The 16,169-nt window shown below is 63.7% G+C and carries 11 protein-coding genes and 1 tRNA gene; 5 read left to right on the forward strand and 7 right to left on the reverse strand.

From position 1 onward, the window contains the following. Nucleotides 1–2 precede the first annotated feature (2 nt). Nucleotides 3–701 (forward strand): DUF6118 family protein, encoded by a 699-nt coding sequence (locus U9J33_RS03050; protein WP_324697787.1) that lies wholly within the window; start codon nucleotides 3–5, stop codon nucleotides 699–701. Nucleotides 702–763: 62 nt separating this feature from the next. Here U9J33_RS03050 and U9J33_RS03055 read toward each other — a convergent pair whose 3' ends face one another. Then, nucleotides 764–1,894 carry a hypothetical protein gene (locus U9J33_RS03055; RefSeq protein ID WP_324697789.1) on the reverse strand — a complete coding sequence of 377 codons (1,131 nt, stop codon included), beginning with the start codon at nucleotides 1,892–1,894 and terminating at the stop codon, nucleotides 764–766. Nucleotides 1,895–2,500: 606 nt separating this feature from the next. On the opposite strand from U9J33_RS03055, the gene U9J33_RS03060 reads away from it, so the two are divergent. The 4 genes from U9J33_RS03060 to U9J33_RS03075 all read left to right on the forward strand — a co-directional run bounded on the left by U9J33_RS03060 (nucleotide 2,501) and on the right by U9J33_RS03075 (nucleotide 9,792). Continuing rightward, nucleotides 2,501–3,223 carry a hypothetical protein gene (locus tag U9J33_RS03060; RefSeq protein WP_324697791.1) on the forward strand — a complete coding sequence of 241 codons (723 nt, stop codon included), beginning with the start codon at nucleotides 2,501–2,503 and terminating at the stop codon, nucleotides 3,221–3,223. Nucleotides 3,224–3,494: 271 nt separating this feature from the next. Then, nucleotides 3,495–5,996: an ABC-three component system protein gene (locus U9J33_RS03065; protein WP_324697793.1), complete on the forward strand. Its 2,502-nt coding sequence runs from the start codon at nucleotides 3,495–3,497 to the stop codon at nucleotides 5,994–5,996. After that, a complete protein-coding gene (locus U9J33_RS03070; protein ID WP_324697795.1) occupies nucleotides 5,993–6,706 on the forward strand; it encodes an ABC-three component system middle component 1 in 714 nt (237 codons plus the stop codon). The genes U9J33_RS03065 and U9J33_RS03070 overlap by 4 nt, the downstream gene beginning before the upstream one ends. Further along, on the forward strand, nucleotides 6,703–9,792 hold the full coding sequence (locus tag U9J33_RS03075) for an AAA family ATPase (RefSeq protein WP_324697797.1): 3,090 nt from the start codon (nucleotides 6,703–6,705) through the stop codon (nucleotides 9,790–9,792). The genes U9J33_RS03070 and U9J33_RS03075 overlap by 4 nt, the downstream gene beginning before the upstream one ends. 383 nt (nucleotides 9,793–10,175) lie before the next feature. Here U9J33_RS03075 and U9J33_RS03080 read toward each other — a convergent pair whose 3' ends face one another. The 6 genes from U9J33_RS03080 to U9J33_RS03105 all read right to left on the reverse strand — a co-directional run bounded on the left by U9J33_RS03080 (nucleotide 10,176) and on the right by U9J33_RS03105 (nucleotide 16,136). After that, nucleotides 10,176–11,375 (reverse strand): tyrosine-type recombinase/integrase, encoded by a 1,200-nt coding sequence (locus U9J33_RS03080; RefSeq protein ID WP_324697799.1) that lies wholly within the window; start codon nucleotides 11,373–11,375, stop codon nucleotides 10,176–10,178. 215 nt (nucleotides 11,376–11,590) lie between these two features. Next, nucleotides 11,591–11,666 (reverse strand) — tRNA-Thr (locus U9J33_RS03085). A gap of 124 nt (nucleotides 11,667–11,790) precedes the next feature. Next, nucleotides 11,791–13,026 carry a hypothetical protein gene (locus U9J33_RS03090; protein ID WP_324697801.1) on the reverse strand — a complete coding sequence of 412 codons (1,236 nt, stop codon included), beginning with the start codon at nucleotides 13,024–13,026 and terminating at the stop codon, nucleotides 11,791–11,793. A gap of 2 nt (nucleotides 13,027–13,028) precedes the next feature. After that, nucleotides 13,029–13,838, reverse strand: coding sequence for a sugar phosphate isomerase/epimerase family protein (locus U9J33_RS03095; RefSeq protein WP_324697803.1), 810 nt, complete (start codon nucleotides 13,836–13,838; stop codon nucleotides 13,029–13,031). Then, the gene (locus tag U9J33_RS03100) at nucleotides 13,838–15,004 is read right to left on the reverse strand and encodes a sulfotransferase (protein WP_324697805.1); all 1,167 of its coding nucleotides are present in this window, start codon (nucleotides 15,002–15,004) and stop codon (nucleotides 13,838–13,840) included. The genes U9J33_RS03095 and U9J33_RS03100 overlap by 1 nt, the downstream gene beginning before the upstream one ends. A 1-nt stretch (nucleotide 15,005) precedes the next feature. Further along, nucleotides 15,006–16,136, reverse strand: a complete 1,131-nt coding sequence (locus tag U9J33_RS03105; RefSeq protein ID WP_324697807.1) for an LLM class flavin-dependent oxidoreductase — start codon at nucleotides 16,134–16,136, stop codon at nucleotides 15,006–15,008. Nucleotides 16,137–16,169 lie beyond the last annotated feature (33 nt).

The following is a 16,169-nucleotide window of genomic DNA, read 5'->3' on the forward strand; positions in this document are numbered from 1 at the left end:
GGATGAGCGAAATGCACACCCCCAACGAGCTCGATCCTGCCGCTGCGTTCGAGGCCATGGGCCAGCGCCTGGCAGGACTTACCGCCGCCATCGACGGCCTCGCCGTCAAATTTCAGGAGATGCATGCCCGCGATTACAGCACCGAATTCGCGAAGATCGAAGGTCAGTTCCAGGCCGTGCGGCTGACGGTGAAGGAATTCACCGAGCGGCCTGTCATGGCGCTAACGCCGAAGACGGTCGCCGCGCAGATCGAAGCGGCTGGCAGGGATGGGCGGCTTGCCGATCAGCAGGCTTGGGAGCGGGCGCGAAGGGAGCTTCAGGCAGAGACGGCTACAATCGCCAGCGTCGTCACCAAGGCCCGTACAGGCGAGGCGCAGAAGAAGCAGATGACCATCGCGGTCGGCGCGACGCTTGTTTTCGCGGTCTTTCTGGGGGGTGTGGGTCGGGACTTCGTAACTTGGATGGCGCCCGCCAGTTTGCATTTTCCCGAGCAGCGGGCGGCGGCGATACTTGGACGCGATGAGTGGGCCGCCGGTGAGCGACTTCTGGTGGTCGCCGATCCTCAGAGGTGGGCGAAGATGCAGGCCGCTATCCGGTCAGTCGAGAATCAGAGCGCAGAAACCGGAAAGTCTGCCAACCAAAAGGCTAATCGCGCCGGGATAGGGCGCCCGAAGGCGCAGCGACTTCACGCGGCGGAATGACTGACTCTGCCAATAGCGGTCGATTGCACCGGGCGAAGCGGACGGTCGGCAACACGAATGTTTTAACGGCCGACGGTCTGCAGAAAAGCGTCTAGAAGCCGCTCCATCTCTGCGTCAGGCGACGTGCCAAGATCCTCAGCGCGCAGCAACCGGCAGAGCGTGGGAACATCTAGGTCAAGGATTAGCTTGCCGACGTCGCGCAACGCACCGTGCGTGGTAGCCGTTGCACTTGGGGACAAACCCTTTGGAGAGATCACGATCGCTGTCGCGCGGAGTGCCGTCGGGAAAAGATATTTTTCGGTCACGTGAATGAGATTGGGCTTTACCGGAGCAGCGTAATTTTTGAATTCGAACAACACGTACCGGCTGCGAAAATCCTCCACGAGCATCCGCGAGAAGACATCATCGCCCTTAACCTTCGCCAGAACGTCGAAGCGCTGTTCGTCGCCTCCAACATTCTCTTGCTCTTGCCAAGCATGAAATTGTCTATGGAATAGGTATCTTAGGGCTTCAACGCCCACCTCCTCAAACAGGCGCCACGCGGCGCCGGTCCGTCCGGACGGCAGGACGACACCGCTGTCGCGCCCGGTCGGCACGCTTTCAAGTTCGGTCGCCAACCGATCTCCCTCCGCGGGCAGCGGCGCTGTGGGTGCTGCCGGGGACGACATCATGCTTTGCAACGGTGTGATATCGGTCGGTTTCGATGTCGCCCGAAGATCGAGGGGGTTGTCGAAATCGTGGAGCGCCGAACTTAGTTCGCGATCCATTTCCATGAGCGCGCCGGTGAGCTTCTCGTTGCCCGAGGAAAGCGAAATTAGGTCTTCTATACCCAACAGCATGTGTTCCGGCGCGTTCGGCCTGGATTTTGGCATCTGTGCATGGCGGAGATTTGTGACGACGATGGCGTGATCAGCCTTGAACGCGAACCTCAGTCGCATTGCGTTGTCGAATGATCGGTCCAAGTCACGCAGCGCCGGCATACGCGACCGAAAGACCTTCACGTCAATGACGGTCCTAACATCGCCATTCCAGGTCGCGATGATATCGGCTTCGGCGTGCATGCTCTTAAAATCAGTCATTTGATCAGTTGCGACCGAGAAGCCATTTGCGGCGAAGATTTCGGCAACCAGCCGCTGGAAGCGCAGAGCGGGATGGCTGCCATTTGAATGCAGCCCTCTCATTTTGTCACTCACCGTGTCGTCATCCCTGTAAGCTTGGTCACCCGTGCCTCTAGGGAGTGCGATTGTGTTCGCAACTACATTTGACAGTCGTGGAGCATCTAGTCCGTAGAAGACATGGTATCTCGTTTGCGACTTGAAGCACTCGGTCCTCGAATAGCAACCCGCCGCTTGCGTGAACAACTGTTTCACGCCGAACCAGCCGTTCGCTATCATCCCCCTGAGTGAAGGTCTGCCCCAGGCGCAGCCGGCAGCAGTCGACCAGATATTGCCCTTCCCATGCAGTAGCGGGAATGCGCGCTCCCGCCGAAACCGGTCTTTCGCAACTTTGATAGCCTAGCAGCTACGCGCGTAAATTTGCGAAGTTCATGTGGCCCGGTGGCGATCCCGAAACGGGCCATTCGTTTAGGCGAGAATGGGCCGGCCTGCGAGTGGATTTCATAAGTGATGAACTGATCACCGTCGCTGGCGCGGCCGATCCGCAGTGCCGCGGCGACGATCTCTCAAACTGCCGCCGCGTCCGCAGTGGGACAACTTGGTCTTGGCCTCGGAGGTAAATGGCCGGCAAACCGTCGGTCGCGGCGCAAATTTCAGTTTCAGCTCGGCACGCGGAATAGTATTGTGAGCAGGCTTGGTGGTTCCGGCGAAACCGGTGCCGCCGTGGAGGAATCCATATCAACCCTGCGGACCAAGGAGTTGGCCATGAACGCCGTGCGGCAATATTCGACATATTTCTCATGCTTGTACGATGAACCCGGGCCAGTCGGGTCACTCGGACGCGGAACTCATTATTCGGTCTTGCGAAGCGTCGAATGGCTCGATGTCCAGCGTCGACGCCTGCCAATTCCGCACGTCCATGATTTCGCGGTGATCTGGGATGAGGATCACGACGAGAGGGTTATCGACGCGATCGAACGCATCTATCTCGCCGGACTCCTATCCCCGGTCCAGTTCATTGGCGAGCGCAAGGGTTGCCTAACCGTTATCGTTGCATCCCCGCACTACTGGACGCCACGCAACGAAGCGGACGCCTATAAGCGCGCGCTCGAGGCGATCGGGCAGAGCCTGGACGACCCGTGGCCGGTTGAGATCGGTTGCTTCGACCGACGGATGGGGAGCCCGCAGAACCGGATTTTCGAAGGCATCATCTCGGCTGCCGAAAACAGGGTCGAACTCTACCTGGCCAACATAGATTCGCTTTGGGAGCTCGGCACTCGACCTTTTGTGCCGCGCACCAGTGCATGGGGCTCGCCGCCAGCGATTCCCGGTCAGTCATCCATATCCCCACCGATACCGGTACCCCAACCATTCCCCCCGGGCGGTGTCTTGCCGCCGTCAACCTGATGAAACGAAGCCGCGTCCTCGTGGCGACTGGCGCACGCGATTGAGATCGGCGATCATCCCGCGGGACAGAGGCGAACCTTAGACGTCAGCGGGGTTCAAAATCATTTTGGTTCATAGCGCACGGCCTTGTAAAGTTTGGGTCCGGGAATGGAGTGGGGGAGTTCGATACTGGAATGATGCTTGACGTCGAGATGATCTCACCTCCCATGACCGTGCCCTGCAACGCTCATTCATTGCGCGACTGGATCGCGCGGTGCTCGGCCTTTCAGCCATGTTGAACCCGACGGACATCGTCGCTGGATCAGGCGTCCAGGCGCATCCAGGTTTCTACGTAATCGGCTGTTACGACACGCGCATCACGTTCTACTCTCAACAGGTGAGAGCCCTGGAGCTTACCCATGCGTTGCAGCATGAGCATCTGATCCGGGCCAACGCCAGGATCGCCGTCATCGGCGGCGGGGCAGCCGGGCTGACCGCAGCCGCCGGGCTTGCGCTCCAGCCCGGGACCAACGTCCGTTTGTTCGAACGGTCGGATGTCCTCTTGCCGCTCCAGCGCGACTCCCGGCGCCGGCGGCTCGATCCCCATATTTATGAGTGGCCGAAACCCGACGCGGATCATGAGCTCGCCGAGCTGCCACTGCTCGACTGGCGATCCGGCTCCGCGATCGATGTGCGCACCGCGGTCCTGCAAGAATTCGCCAACATCCGCGCGTTCGCCGACAACCGGCTCGAGGTTTCTCTCCTTCATGACGTAACGCACGTCCAGCCACAGCACGGCCGTTTCATCCTCTCCTTCACGCGGGAGGGGGCAAATGGCGAACGCGTCGAAGATCAGGCGGAGTATGACATCGTCATCCTCGCGGTGGGCTTCGGGACTGAACCGCCCGTCCCGATTGGTGGGGCCGTAACGCAGAGCTATTGGAGGGATGCCGGGGTTCCCGGACCCGAAATTACCGGCAAGGCGCGGCCGGCCTTCCTCGTGAGCGGGAACGGTGACGGTGGCCTCATCGACCTTATCGCGGCAGCAAGCCTGAACTTCGACCATAACGAGATCATTCGTGGGATCGCCCAACGGCCGGGCGTGAGAGATCTCGCCCCGCGCCTGCTCGAAATCGACCGGCTAGCCAGGGAGAACGATGCGCAGGGCCAAGGGTTTGACTTCATCGCGGCCTATGATGCGTCGATCGGCGCCGACGTCGAGGCCTTGGGACTGGTCGGCGATTTGCGTGGTCGGCTGCGGCCGGGTGTCCAGCTCTTTTTCCAGACGCGCGAACATGAGATGCTCTCTATCCGGACAGCGCGGCTCAATCGCCTGGCGGTCTACCTGCTGACGAAGGCATGCGCCGCGCCGCAGCGCTTCGAGCACCTCGTCTGTCCGGAGTTGGTGGCGCTTCCAGCGGTTGCCGGAGCGCACCAGGCCAATTTTCGCTTCGATTGCGGCGGGCAGCAGGTCGAGGTCGACCAGTTGATCGCGCGGAGAGGACCCAACCAAACCGAGGTGCGACATCCGTTTGCTGATCTCCTTGCCGGTTTCGAGGAGGACCACAAGGCTTGGGTCACTGCCTTCCCGGAGGATGGCATTGCGCCGGTTCTCGGTCAGTCCGCGATTTCCTACTACCAGCGCCTCGCTCGGGAAGCGCAACTTCCCCCACCGCGTTATCGTCTCGCGGCGGTCGAGGCCGCGTTGCCGCTGCGGATCAAACTCGCGCTCGACGGCGAGCAAATCCGCTGGAGCGGAGATATCGGCCTCGCTGCGATTACCTCGGGATGGGCGGCGGATACTTCGCCTATCGAACTCATGGTCACGGCCACGCCCCATGACATCGGCGACCCGCTCGCGCATGCAGTAGCGCGCTTTGCCGTTCACGCACCTCGGGTCACCCTGTTTCTCGACGTCGCGCAGTGGCGGCCGTTCCTGGAGAGGGCGTCGACCCGCTCTCCCAATGCGTCAGACTTCACGCTTCCCAGCTTGCGCGCACTCGGGGGAGACGCGTCGATCCTCAATCTGACCGTCGGGGCACCCGACGAGGTCGCCGCGCGCCTCCATGGCGCGATGGATGGATGGCTGCTTGAACGCATCGATAGCCACTTATCGAGATACCTGGCGCACGGCGATGATCCGGGACGCGCCGTGTCGATCGTCGCAGCAGCAGACCTACGAGCCCAGATGCGTCCGATATGGGGAAACTGGAAGGCTGCTTTTACCGCCGATCCGGTATTGCTGGCCCGTTTCCTCAATCTGGCGATTTGCGCCCGCGACGACGAAGCCCCGGCCTGGGAAGCCACGGTTCTGGCGGGGCCTCGCCTGCTTTCGTCTGTCATCCGCGTGTGCGCCGCCGGGCTTGCGGTCGCGACCGCTTGGCAGAACACCACGCCGCGCGGAGTCCACCCCGGCAATCTGGGCCGGGCGACCGACGCCAGCACGCGGACTGGTCACGTCTGCGGTGCCGCGCTTATCGAAGGGGAGGAGATGGCCATCGCCGCGCTCCAGCACATGTGGTCGACGGATTTCGTGCTTCTCCCCATGCAAGCCTTGCCGCCCGCCATGTTCTCGCGGGCGAATGTCTCGTTGGCCCGATCCGGCTCCGGTGCGTTGTCACTGACCGATGTCGGCGACGGCAGGCTGATGCTGACGCTCGATCGTACCTTCCGTGCGGCTGCCGAGGCCGGCCTGGCTCCTCTGGCCGACTTGCTGCAATCCTTGGAGGAGCAACACTTTGCCGCCCTGCAGCGATCGATCGATCGCGAGCCCGTCGACGGAGACCCCGCATGACCGAAGAAGCACCGTCGTCTCCCGCGCAAAGGGCGCTCGATGCCGCGGAAGCGCTACTCGGCGCCCGGGCGGGCGAACTGAAGCTCGAAATCCGGAAAATGCCGCGATTCGCCGAGCGCGTGTTCGCTGGCGGGGGCGAGAGCGCGTCGGCGCGGCTGGAGACAAATGATCTGCCTGCCCACGTCCGAGGTCTGCAGATCGACCGCTATGCCATCGTCCTCGCACTCATGCCCGAGGCGCCGAGCGAGGAGGGGGTCGCCGATACCGTGCGACGCGCGCGCAACCAGTGCGTCGTCGCCAGATCCTATTTGACCTCGCCCGCCGCGCTCGACCTGCATGCGATCCTGCTCGGCCCGCGAGGAAGCGAAGGCTCCGACACCTGGCGCGCGCTTGCGCTTATTGCGGAACGTGACGAGCGCGTTGCGCGCAAGCTTGTTTGGCTCAGGCCCGAGGATCCGGCGGCGGATGAGGCCTCCTTCGCCGAGTTCACCCAACGCACTTTTCTCGCCCGTCCCTGGGTCACCGACGCCGTGTTCTCGATGGCGCCTCTCGACAATATCAGCCGCGCAGCCGCCGCAGGCGAAGTCCCGCGCGACACGGCTAGCACGTGGATCCAGCTGGCCAGCGCGGCCGACGAGGATGACGATCGGGACCCTGACGCGATGGTCGACGGTATGATCGCCGCCTGGCGCCAGAGGAGTTCGAAATGACGGACGTTTTCCTCAACGCGGTGCACCTGACGAACTTTCGGACGTTCGGCAGTTTCACTCTGGATATCGCGCCAGGGCCGGGGCTCACCTTGTTGGTGGGAACCAACGGGCTGGGCAAGAGCAGCTTTTTCGACGGTCTCGAATGGTGTCTGACCGGCGGGATCCGGCGCTTTGAAACGCATGTCGGCAGGCTCAAGGAACGCGACTATCTGACCCGGCGCGGTGCGCCGGCGGGTTCGCATGAGGTCGGACTTTCCTTCACCGAAGGTGATCCCCTGGTGCGCACGGAAAGGCTGCAGCCGTCGATTTCCGAACTGCGAGAGCTGCTCAAGCAACCGCAATGGACGGACATCAAGGACCTGGGCGCCTATCTGGCGTTCACCCACTTCTTGGGACAGGCCTCGCAGCAGCGTTTCACCAGTCGTGCGCAGAGCGAGCAGTGGGAGGCTCTGAAGGGACCGAGCGGCATCGATCGGCTCGAAGCGATCCGTACCGCGCTGCGCGGCCGCAGTACCATGTCGGCCTTCAGGCGCCGCTCCGAACGCGAAGAGCTCGAGGTCACGACTGCGCAGGCGGCCTTGGAGCAATGGCGCGCTCAATCGCTGAGACTTGCCGACCTCACGGCCCGCGCGGCCGCGGCTGGCGCTCAAAGCGAGCCAGCACTAATCGAACGGTTGAACACGCTCGAAAGCCGTTTCGATATCACTGTGGTATCGGCAGCAATCGCGGACCGTCTGACCGAAATCCGCAGCAGCCTCGAGGAATTGCAGCTGGGCACCGCCCGCGATCGGGGTGACCTTGATGCCCTTCGGCACGCGGTCGCTCGGTTCCATGCCGCCGAACGAGACCTAGCCACTGCTGAAAATCGCAAGCGCGGGGCGGAGCAGTCCCTGAGCGAGGCCGTCAGCGCGATCGCATCGGCGGAAAAGGCAACGACCGTCGCGGATCACGCTGCGCGGGACGCTGTCGAAGCGGTCGCCCAGGCGGAGGCCGAGCAGGAGCGCCTGCAGCGCATTCGTGCCGCCATCGTCGAACATGATCGATTGGAAACCGAGGTGGCGTCGGCGCGGGCGGCCGAGCTTGTCCTAGTCGCCGACCATGAGTCCCGCAGGCGTGCGCTCGACGAGGCGAGGCAGGGCCTGACAGCCTCTCAGGAAAAGCAGAAGCGTCTCGCCGAGCTCGACAGCGTGCAGGCGGCCCTGCAGCGCTGGGCCGATCGCGCGAGCGCGCTTGCAGGATTGGAGGCCACAGCGGCAACCCGCCAGGCTACGGCCGACGCGGCGACCCATGCGGCCGAGGATGCCCACAACGCGCTCGATGGTCTGAAAAGGTCATTGCAGGCCGCGTTCGAGGCCGAGCGAGCCGGCGCAGAGAAACTGTCGTCTCGCCAACGCGATTCGTCGGACCTGGCAGGCCTGCTGTCCCAGCTGACGGCTCATATCGGCCATGACGACACAGATTGTCCGGTTTGTGCTACCAGCTTCGAACCCGGCCGGCTGCTCGAACGCGCTCGTGGCGCGATCGCCGCCCAGGACAGTCGGCTGGCCGAAGAGTCGGCGGCGCAGGATGTCCTGCGCGAACGCCATGGCGCCGCGGCCCGCCAGGTGGAGGAAGCGGAGGCTGCGATCAGCGCGAGCGAGACCGCTGTCGCCGAGGCTGAGGTCGCCCGGAATGCCGTAGCCCTTGAACGCGAGGCCATCGCCAAAGCGCTGGGCCTGGACGAGGACGCCGATTTCGCCGGCGTGATTGCCTCTCGGCTGGCCGCGCTCCTTGCGGACAGATCCAGGGAACTCGATCTCGACAAATCGATCGACGTTGCTTCCGCGCAATCCGAGGTTGATCGACTGACCGCGTCGATCGCGTCGATCGAGGAGAACCGGGCAGCGGCCGGTCAACGGCGGGCCCGCGGCGAAGCCAGCCTTGTCCAGACGGCCGAGCTGCTGAGCGACGAGACCACGCCATGGAGCCTCGCTGCAGTAGATGCCCTCATCGACAACCAATCCGCTTCGCTTCTTCGTTTGCGGGAACACGACATCTCGGCGAGAGCCGCGGCCGCTGCGGCGCGCGTCGCCGAGGACGCGGCTCGCCAACGCACTGCGTTGGCGCAGGCGGAAGTCCAGCGTGCGGCCGAAGCCATAGCTGCGGCTTCCGAGGTGATCAAGGAGGTGCTGGCCCGGTGGGCCGCAGCGGGGATGGACGCTCCGCCGTCGGAGGACGCGATAGCCGTGGGTGAAGCGGCATTGGACGAGCGCTCGACCGCCGTCCTGGAAGGGCTCGCCGAGGCATCTACCTTGGCGAGCAGCCATGAGGCTCTGCTCGAGCAGGAGGACCTGCGCGACCTGGCGGCGACCATGGACGCGGCGGGCGGGGCAGGCGCATCGGGCAACCCTGCGGCCCACGAACAACGGCTGGAGGCGACCTTGGCTTCGCACCGCGCCGCCCTAAAGCTCTCCTCGGACACCCGCGCTGCGGTCGTGGCCTATGCCGAACATCTGAAGACGGAGGCTGAAGGCTTTTCGACGCAGTTCCTGTTGCCGCTCAACGACCTGATTGACGCGTTCAATCGCGCGCTGCTGAGCACCCCGGGCGAAAGCGTGCAGTTCAAATCGGCCCACACGGTCGAGCGCACATCGCTTGCCATGCGGCTCCGTTACGCCGACCCGATCGAAAACGCCCAGTACCAGACGGATCTACCGCCACAGCTGGTCCTGAGCGAAGGGCAGATGGCGGCGAACGGCTTCAGCATATTGTGCGCGGCGAGCACCGCCTATCGATGGTCTCGCTGGCGCGCCCTGCTGCTCGACGATCCGCTTCAGCATAACGACATCATTCACGCGGCGGCATTCGTCGACGTCATGCGTAACCTAGTCGAAATCGAAGGCTATCAACTGCTCATGTCCAGCCACAAGCGGGACGAAGGGGAGTTCATCGCGCGAAAATTCGATGCAGCAGGGCTTCCCTGCACGGTCGTCGAACTGACGGCCGCGTCCAAGGACGGCGTGCGCTGGGCGCCTCCGCGTCACAATGCGGCCGCGCGCCGATTGCTGAATAGTCCGGAAACTCGCTTCGGCAAGCCGGCGGCTTGACGCACGTATCGTAGCCCCGTCAATGAACCCTGCGTTCGAGCTCAAGCAGATCCATTGCTACATCGTTCACCTGCTAGGAGAGGCGAAGGCTTCGGAAGGCCCGACGACTTCGTCATCCTTCCAATTGTTATAGAATTGCTCTCACATGAATAGTCGCAATAGAGGTATGGTCTGGCTTTAGGTCTTGAATTGAACGGCCGCTTCGTCCGGCACCGGTCATTCGCTAGCGACCTCCAAAACGACGAGTTTGTCCCAATCACCGTCGTCCACGGCTCGGAGAACCGAGGATAGCTATTTGGCGATCACGCTGATTTGTGAGGTTAGGAGCCGAGGAGGCAGGTAACCACCTGAGCGTGGCGCCTGCCCCCAATCCAAACACGAAATCAGCCGACAGCCGAGCCCTGCCCGCGCAATTCGTCCAGATGGTCGCTCCACCATTGGTGCATTGCAACACGCTCCTCCCAATAGCGGCCGCGATTGTAGATTCCGCGAATGGCATTGGCATCCGCGTGCGCAAGCGAACGTTCGATTGCATCTGCGCTCCAGTGGCCGCTCTCATTCAGAAGCGTCGATGCAGTGGTCCTCAGTCCGTGCGCGGTTATCTCGTCTTTGCGATATCCCATTCGCCGAAATGCATTGTTGACGGTGTTTTCGCTCATTGTTTTTCGCGAGGTATGTATGGCGGGAAACGCGTATCCGTCCGGCCCGGTGACCTCTTGCAGTTCTCGCAGATAAGCGATCACTTGCCGAGATAGCGGCACCTGGTGAGATTTGCGCATTTTCATACGCTCAGCGGGGATAGTCCAAACACCAGCCTCGAAGTCGAACTCCGACCAGTCGGCTTTCCGCAGTTCGCCCGGCCGGGACATGACGTGGGGTGAGATCCGCATGGCAAAGCGCGTGATTGCGCTGCCGGAGTAGCAGTCGATGTCGCGGAGCAGTTTTCCGATTTGCTGCGGGTCGAGCAGCGCAGCATGATGAGTAACCTTGGGCGCGATCAGCGCGCCGCGCAGGATGGTCGTGGGGTCATTTTCGCCGCGCCCTGTCGCCACGCCATAGCGGAAAACACGGCTGGCAAATTCGCGACAGCGCCGCGCCGTTTCCCGCTTCCCTTGCTTTTCCAGCGCTTTCAGAATCGCGAGAATTTCGAGTGGCTTGATTTCAGAAATTGGCCGATGTGCGATGGGCTTCAGCAGCGTCAGTTGCCAAACCATTTTGTCGGTCGTTACCTGCGCTCTCTCCTCGGCAATCATTTTTTCGATGAAGTCTTTTGCGACATCCTCGAACGAGTTGGCGGCTTTGAAGGAGGCGACGAGCTTGTGCAGCTTTCGCACCGCCAGTGGGTCTTCGCCTCCGGCGAGGACTTGGCGGGCTTCGTCGAGCTTCCTGCGCGCGCCTTCCAGGCCGACATCGGGATAGCGGCCGAGCGCGAGGCGCTTCTGTTTGCCGAGAAAACGATATTTGAAGCGCCACAGCTTCGACCCGTTGGGGTGGATTTCCAGAAAGAGACCTCGACCGTCACTGCACCGGTAGGTCTTGGCGTCAGGTTCAAGCTGGCGAATTTGGGTTTCGGTAAGTGCCACGCGCGATTCTCCTCGATAAGGTCGAAGCGCGTAAGGGGGCCGTCCAGGTGGGCCATCGTTGTGAGTCCTCTCAAGGAGGTTTTGGTGCCATTTCGTGGCCCCATTTTGCTCAAGATGGCCTGGAACTGCCTGACACACTCTTAGACCGGGGAGGCTCAAGAATGGCAGAATTCAGCCATATTTTCGAGCGTTAGGGACGATCTGAGAGGGAAAGGTGGTGCCGCTTACGTGACTCGAACACGTGACCCCATCATTACGAATGATGTGCTCTACCAACTGAGCTAAAGCGGCATGCCTTGGTTGGGCCGGGTGCAATCCGGCGCCGGGGCAGGGGGCGCCTTTACCGGGGAGTGGGGGCGCGTGCAAGGGGCTTTCTTATCGATCGTGCGATCTCCGGCTTTCTGCTCGCAAATCCCTATATTCCATAGCGCAGTTTGATGGCGCGGTAGCGCTGGCGGAGCAGTTCGGCGCGTTGGTCGGGCGAGGTGCGGGCGGTTCCCGGCGGGAGGTGATCGGCCAGTTCGATGGCCTTGACCAGGCGGGTGCGGAACGTGGCGGGCTGCTGGCTCATCAGGTTGCGGTATGTGAGGTTTCCGTCCGAAAAGCCCTGCGTGTCCAGCCAGTTATGGAGGCCGGGGTCTTCGTGGGAGAGAATCAGGCGGACGATGCCGTCGCCGTCCACTTTCGTGCGCGCGGGCGTGTAGCTGACGGGGCGGTGGAGGAAGTCCATCGATCCCATCAGCGCGCCGCCCATGCCGAACAGCCAGAAGCCGGGATGCCAGTCCATCTCCACGATCAGCGCCTCGTCCGGTTCGAGGCGCCAGACCATGTGCGCGGCCATGCGGCCGCGTTTGGCGTCGCTGGTGTCGTTGGCGGCCTTGTCTGCCGGGAACATGTTGAGGCTGGCAGGATCGCATACCCCGCGCGAGGTGCGCCAGGCGTGTTCGGGCCAGTCGCGCATCAGGCCGGTGACGAAATCTCCGGCCCAGTTCATCGCCTCGCCCATCTGTGCGGGCAAGGGCAGGGGGCGGGGCGTGGCCATGCCGGTCCGCTCGATGGTGAGGGTGGTGGGGGTTTCGCCCCAGGCGTCGAAGGCCTCGCGGATGAACAGCTTGCGCGAGCCGGGCGTGGTGGGGAGCCAGTTCCTGTCCCGTGGCGGCCCGCCGATGGTCACTGCGAAGGTGCCGTCCGCCCCGGTTTCGATCTGGTGGCCGAACAAGTTGGCTTCCGGGATGTCGCCGAAGGGTTCGTGCAGGCTGGGCCAGTCGGTGCCGGGGATCGTGTCGGGGCGCGGGCCTTGCACCGTGATGTTGAGCCAGCGCGCCGTGCCGCGACGGCCCGAGAGGCGGTAGACGTGCTCCCCGGAAATCCACGCCTGGCGATAAGTGAAGTCCGCCAGGTCGCCGCCCAGCTTCATCGTCGGCGTGGTGAAGGGGTGGATCTGCGGAAAGGCCGGGTCGCGGGTTTCCAGCGCGAGGTCGAAGGCCTGTCCGAGGTTCTGCGTGAGGAAGCGGAAGGCGTCCGCGCGCTGAAGCGGGTTGGCCGGGTTCGCGTCCTTGAAGGCGGATTGTCCGGCACGTTTCAACTGCTCGCAGAAGCTGTCCCACGCGGCCTTGAGCGCGGGATCGTCGATTGCGTCGCCAAAGGCCATCGTCAGGCTCCCAGTCGGGTGAGGAGGTCGGAAAGGTTTCGTGCCGCGCGTGTGCAGGCTTTTGCCGCGCCTTCGGCCTCTATGCGGGGGCCGAGCAGTTCGAGGTCGAACAGGCCGGTGTAGCCGAGTTCCAGCACGTCGCGCAGGATCGCCTCCAGCGGTACCGCGCCATCGCCCGGCACCGCGCGGCAGGGGGTGGTACGGTCGCCGGGGACATGGTCGCTCACTTGCACGAGGCCGGTGAGGGGCAGGGCCTCGGCCAGCTTTTCGCGCAGCATGGCCTCGCTCCAGCAGGCGTGGAGATCGACGCAGAGGCCGATCCCGGCGGCCTGCGCAAGATGCCGGGCATCGGGCAGGGTATGGGCGATGTGGATGTCCACCGTGAGCGGGGAGGCGTTTTCCACCAGCAGGGAGACGCCGCTGGCGGCGGCGTGTTCGCGGCAGGGCGCCAGCAGGGCGGCGAAGCGCTGCGCCGCCTGTTCCCATGACAGCGCGCCGCGCCCGCCGGTGATGAGATAGATCGACGGCGCGCGGAGCTGCGCCGCAAGGTCGATCACGCGCATCAGTGCGGGCGTGGCCATCCCTGAATCGCGTTCGAGATCGGGGTGGAGCGCGAAGGGATGGTTGATGCAGCTCACCGTCACCCTGCCGCGCTGCACTGCTTCGTGCGCAGCATGGATGTCTTCCGGCTGAAGCAGGCGCGGGGAAACCAGCGTCGCATGCTGCACGCCGATGGTGCAGCAGAAGTCGATGAACCCGGCGGTCGAGCGATCGACCATGGCGACCTGGTGCAGGCTGACGCGGGGGTGCATCAATGGCGCCTTTCGATCTCGACGCCGAAGCGCTCCCGGAAGGGGGCGAACTCTTCGTTCAGGGCTTCAAGGTCGTATCCGGCATCGACCAGCACCTGGGTGGAGTAATGGAACTTGCCGTGGCGGTCGCCCTTGTTTTCCGCCAGATAGCGCCGCATCGCGCCTTCCGCTTCGGGCGTGAAGGCACGGCCGGCAAAGGCGTAGTAATCGCGGATCACGCTGACGGGATCGGCCACGAAATCGCGGTAGCGCACATGGTGGATGCGCGGATCGCTTGCCAGCGGATGGGCCATCGTATTGCCGATCGACCAGCGCACGCGCTCCAGATGGGCGCGGGCTTCCTTCACCAGATCGATCTTGCCGACCACGCCGTCCATGATGTCCGCCATCATCATCGTCGAACTGGCGGCCACCATCACCGGATCGCGGTGGAGCCAGACCAGCGAGGCATCCGGATAGGCATCGAAGAAGGCATCGAGCCGGGTGGTGTGGAACCCCTTGAGCACCCAGTGGCGTGCCGGGCGCCGGTATTGCAGCGCCTGCAGCATGGCCTTGTGGATGCGGTACTGAGCGGGCGGATCGGTGGGCAGGCCGAAGGAGAGGTTCTGCATCGGCACGCGCCACCAAGCCGTGGGCGTCATCACCCGGAAATCGAAGGCCCAGGTCCGCTCGTCTTCGGGCAGGCCTTCGCCCAGCATGTCGTTATAGGGGTGGCAGTGCAGCCAGCGCGGCATCTTCGCGTTGATCTCGCGCCATTCGGCGTCGGCGGCCGCGATGCGGGGATCGGTGCCATCGACCGTCCCCGGCGGCGGCGAGGGGTGCATGACCTCCCAGAACCGCAGCGCCCGTGCCGCGGGATCGACGGCGAGGAGGGCGTGCATCAGTGTCGTGCCGGAGCGCGGTTCGCCGCTGACGAACATCGGGCGGTCGATCGCTTCCTCGGCGAGCGGGAAGCGCTGGCGGTCCTCGAAGAAGCGCAGGCGGTCGGTCAGCAGCCAGAGCACGTTCTCCGCCGCCGCCGCGCGGCCCGCAGCGTCCATGGCGATGGTATTGATATGTTCCACGGCGAGGGCGAAGCGCTGGGGAAAACCGTGGTCGGCCCAGTCCGAAAGGCCGGTGCGTTGCTGCGCTTCAAGCAGCAATTTCTGCGCGTCGAGTTCGGCCATCTCAACCCTCCACCAGCTTCGCGATTTCGTCTTCGGTTTCCCGGACCTTGGCGGCGCTGGTGGCGGAGAATTTCATGCCGCCCATCGCCCCGTATTCCATCAGCTTGTAGACGCGCATCCCGGCATCGGCGAAGCCCTTGATCTTGAGCGCCACTTCCTTCGGCGTGCCGGTGGGCAGCACGTCGCGGATGGCCTGGGGGTCCATCTCGTTGCAGAACCTCACCATCTTGTCGCGGCTGAGGCGCACGGGATCGAAGTCCATGATGCCGCGCCAGTCGGGGCCCATGGGATGGTCGTAGCCGAACTGCGCAAGGTCTTTCGCGGTCATCATCAGGATGATCGACTTCACCATCGGCGCGCGCAGCATCTCGTCGATCTCTTCGGGTTCGCCGATCAGGCACATCTGCGTGATGGCGGGGGTGAAGTGGCTCATGTCGCGCCCGGCGGCATCGCCCGCGTCAAGGATGACCTTGAGCTTGGCGGCATAGTCTTCCGGCGTCCACGAACCCGCGGGCCACCAGCCGTCCGCCTCGCGCCCGGTGATGGACAGCATCCTCGGCCCTGCCGCGCCCAGCCAGATCGGCGGCGCCTTGCCCTCGTAGAACTCGGTGTCCAGCCGGGCGTGGTGGAGGTGGAAGAACTGTCCTTCGAAATCGACCGGGCCGTCCGAATGCCACAGCAGCTTGATGACCTTGATCGCCTCTTCCAGCCGCCCCACCGGCTTGTCGAAATCGAAGCCGTAGGGAACCGTGTTTTCCAGCTCGCCCGATCCCAGGCCGAGGATGAAGCGGCCTTTCGACAAGTGGCTGATCGTCAGCGCGGTCTGCGCCAGCAGCGAGGGGTGGCGGCGCACGGTGTCGACCACCGTGGTCGCCAGCGGCGTGTTCTGCGTCAGCACCGCCGTTGCCGCCGCCACGGCCAGACCGTCGAGATGGCGGTGCGGGCTGGGGGAGGCCTTGGCGAGGTCGGTGAATTCCGGCGTCCAGATCGAATCGGGCCAGAAGCTCACCATGTGATCGGGCAGCCAGATCGAGTGGTAGCGCCCCGAATCGTAGTCCTGCGCCATCTGGATGCCGAGCGGCAGGGTGGTTCGCAGGAAGGCTGCGGGCTGCACTTTCATGGCCACGGGCATGGGTTCATCCTCTCAGGCAGCGTCCTTTCCGTA

Origin of the sequence: Novosphingobium sp. RL4 (assembly GCF_035658495.1) — a bacterium.
GTDB lineage: Bacteria > Pseudomonadota > Alphaproteobacteria > Sphingomonadales > Sphingomonadaceae > Novosphingobium.

Excerpts from the sequence above, each read along its gene's own strand:
- U9J33_RS03100 (WP_324697805.1), bottom strand. The coding sequence starts at position 15,004 with ATGGCCGAACTCGACGCGCAGAAATTGCTGCTTGAAGCGCAGCAACGC.
- U9J33_RS03075 (WP_324697797.1), top strand. The coding sequence starts at position 6,703 with ATGACGGACGTTTTCCTCAACGCGGTGCACCTGACGAACTTTCGGACG.
- U9J33_RS03090 (WP_324697801.1), bottom strand. The coding sequence starts at position 13,026 with ATGGCCTTTGGCGACGCAATCGACGATCCCGCGCTCAAGGCCGCGTGG.
- U9J33_RS03095 (WP_324697803.1), bottom strand. The coding sequence starts at position 13,838 with ATGCACCCCCGCGTCAGCCTGCACCAGGTCGCCATGGTCGATCGCTCG.
- U9J33_RS03050 (WP_324697787.1), top strand. The coding sequence starts at position 3 with ATGAGCGAAATGCACACCCCCAACGAGCTCGATCCTGCCGCTGCGTTC.
- U9J33_RS03070 (WP_324697795.1), top strand. The coding sequence starts at position 5,993 with ATGACCGAAGAAGCACCGTCGTCTCCCGCGCAAAGGGCGCTCGATGCC.
- U9J33_RS03065 (WP_324697793.1), top strand. The coding sequence starts at position 3,495 with ATGTTGAACCCGACGGACATCGTCGCTGGATCAGGCGTCCAGGCGCAT.
- U9J33_RS03105 (WP_324697807.1), bottom strand. The coding sequence starts at position 16,136 with ATGCCCGTGGCCATGAAAGTGCAGCCCGCAGCCTTCCTGCGAACCACC.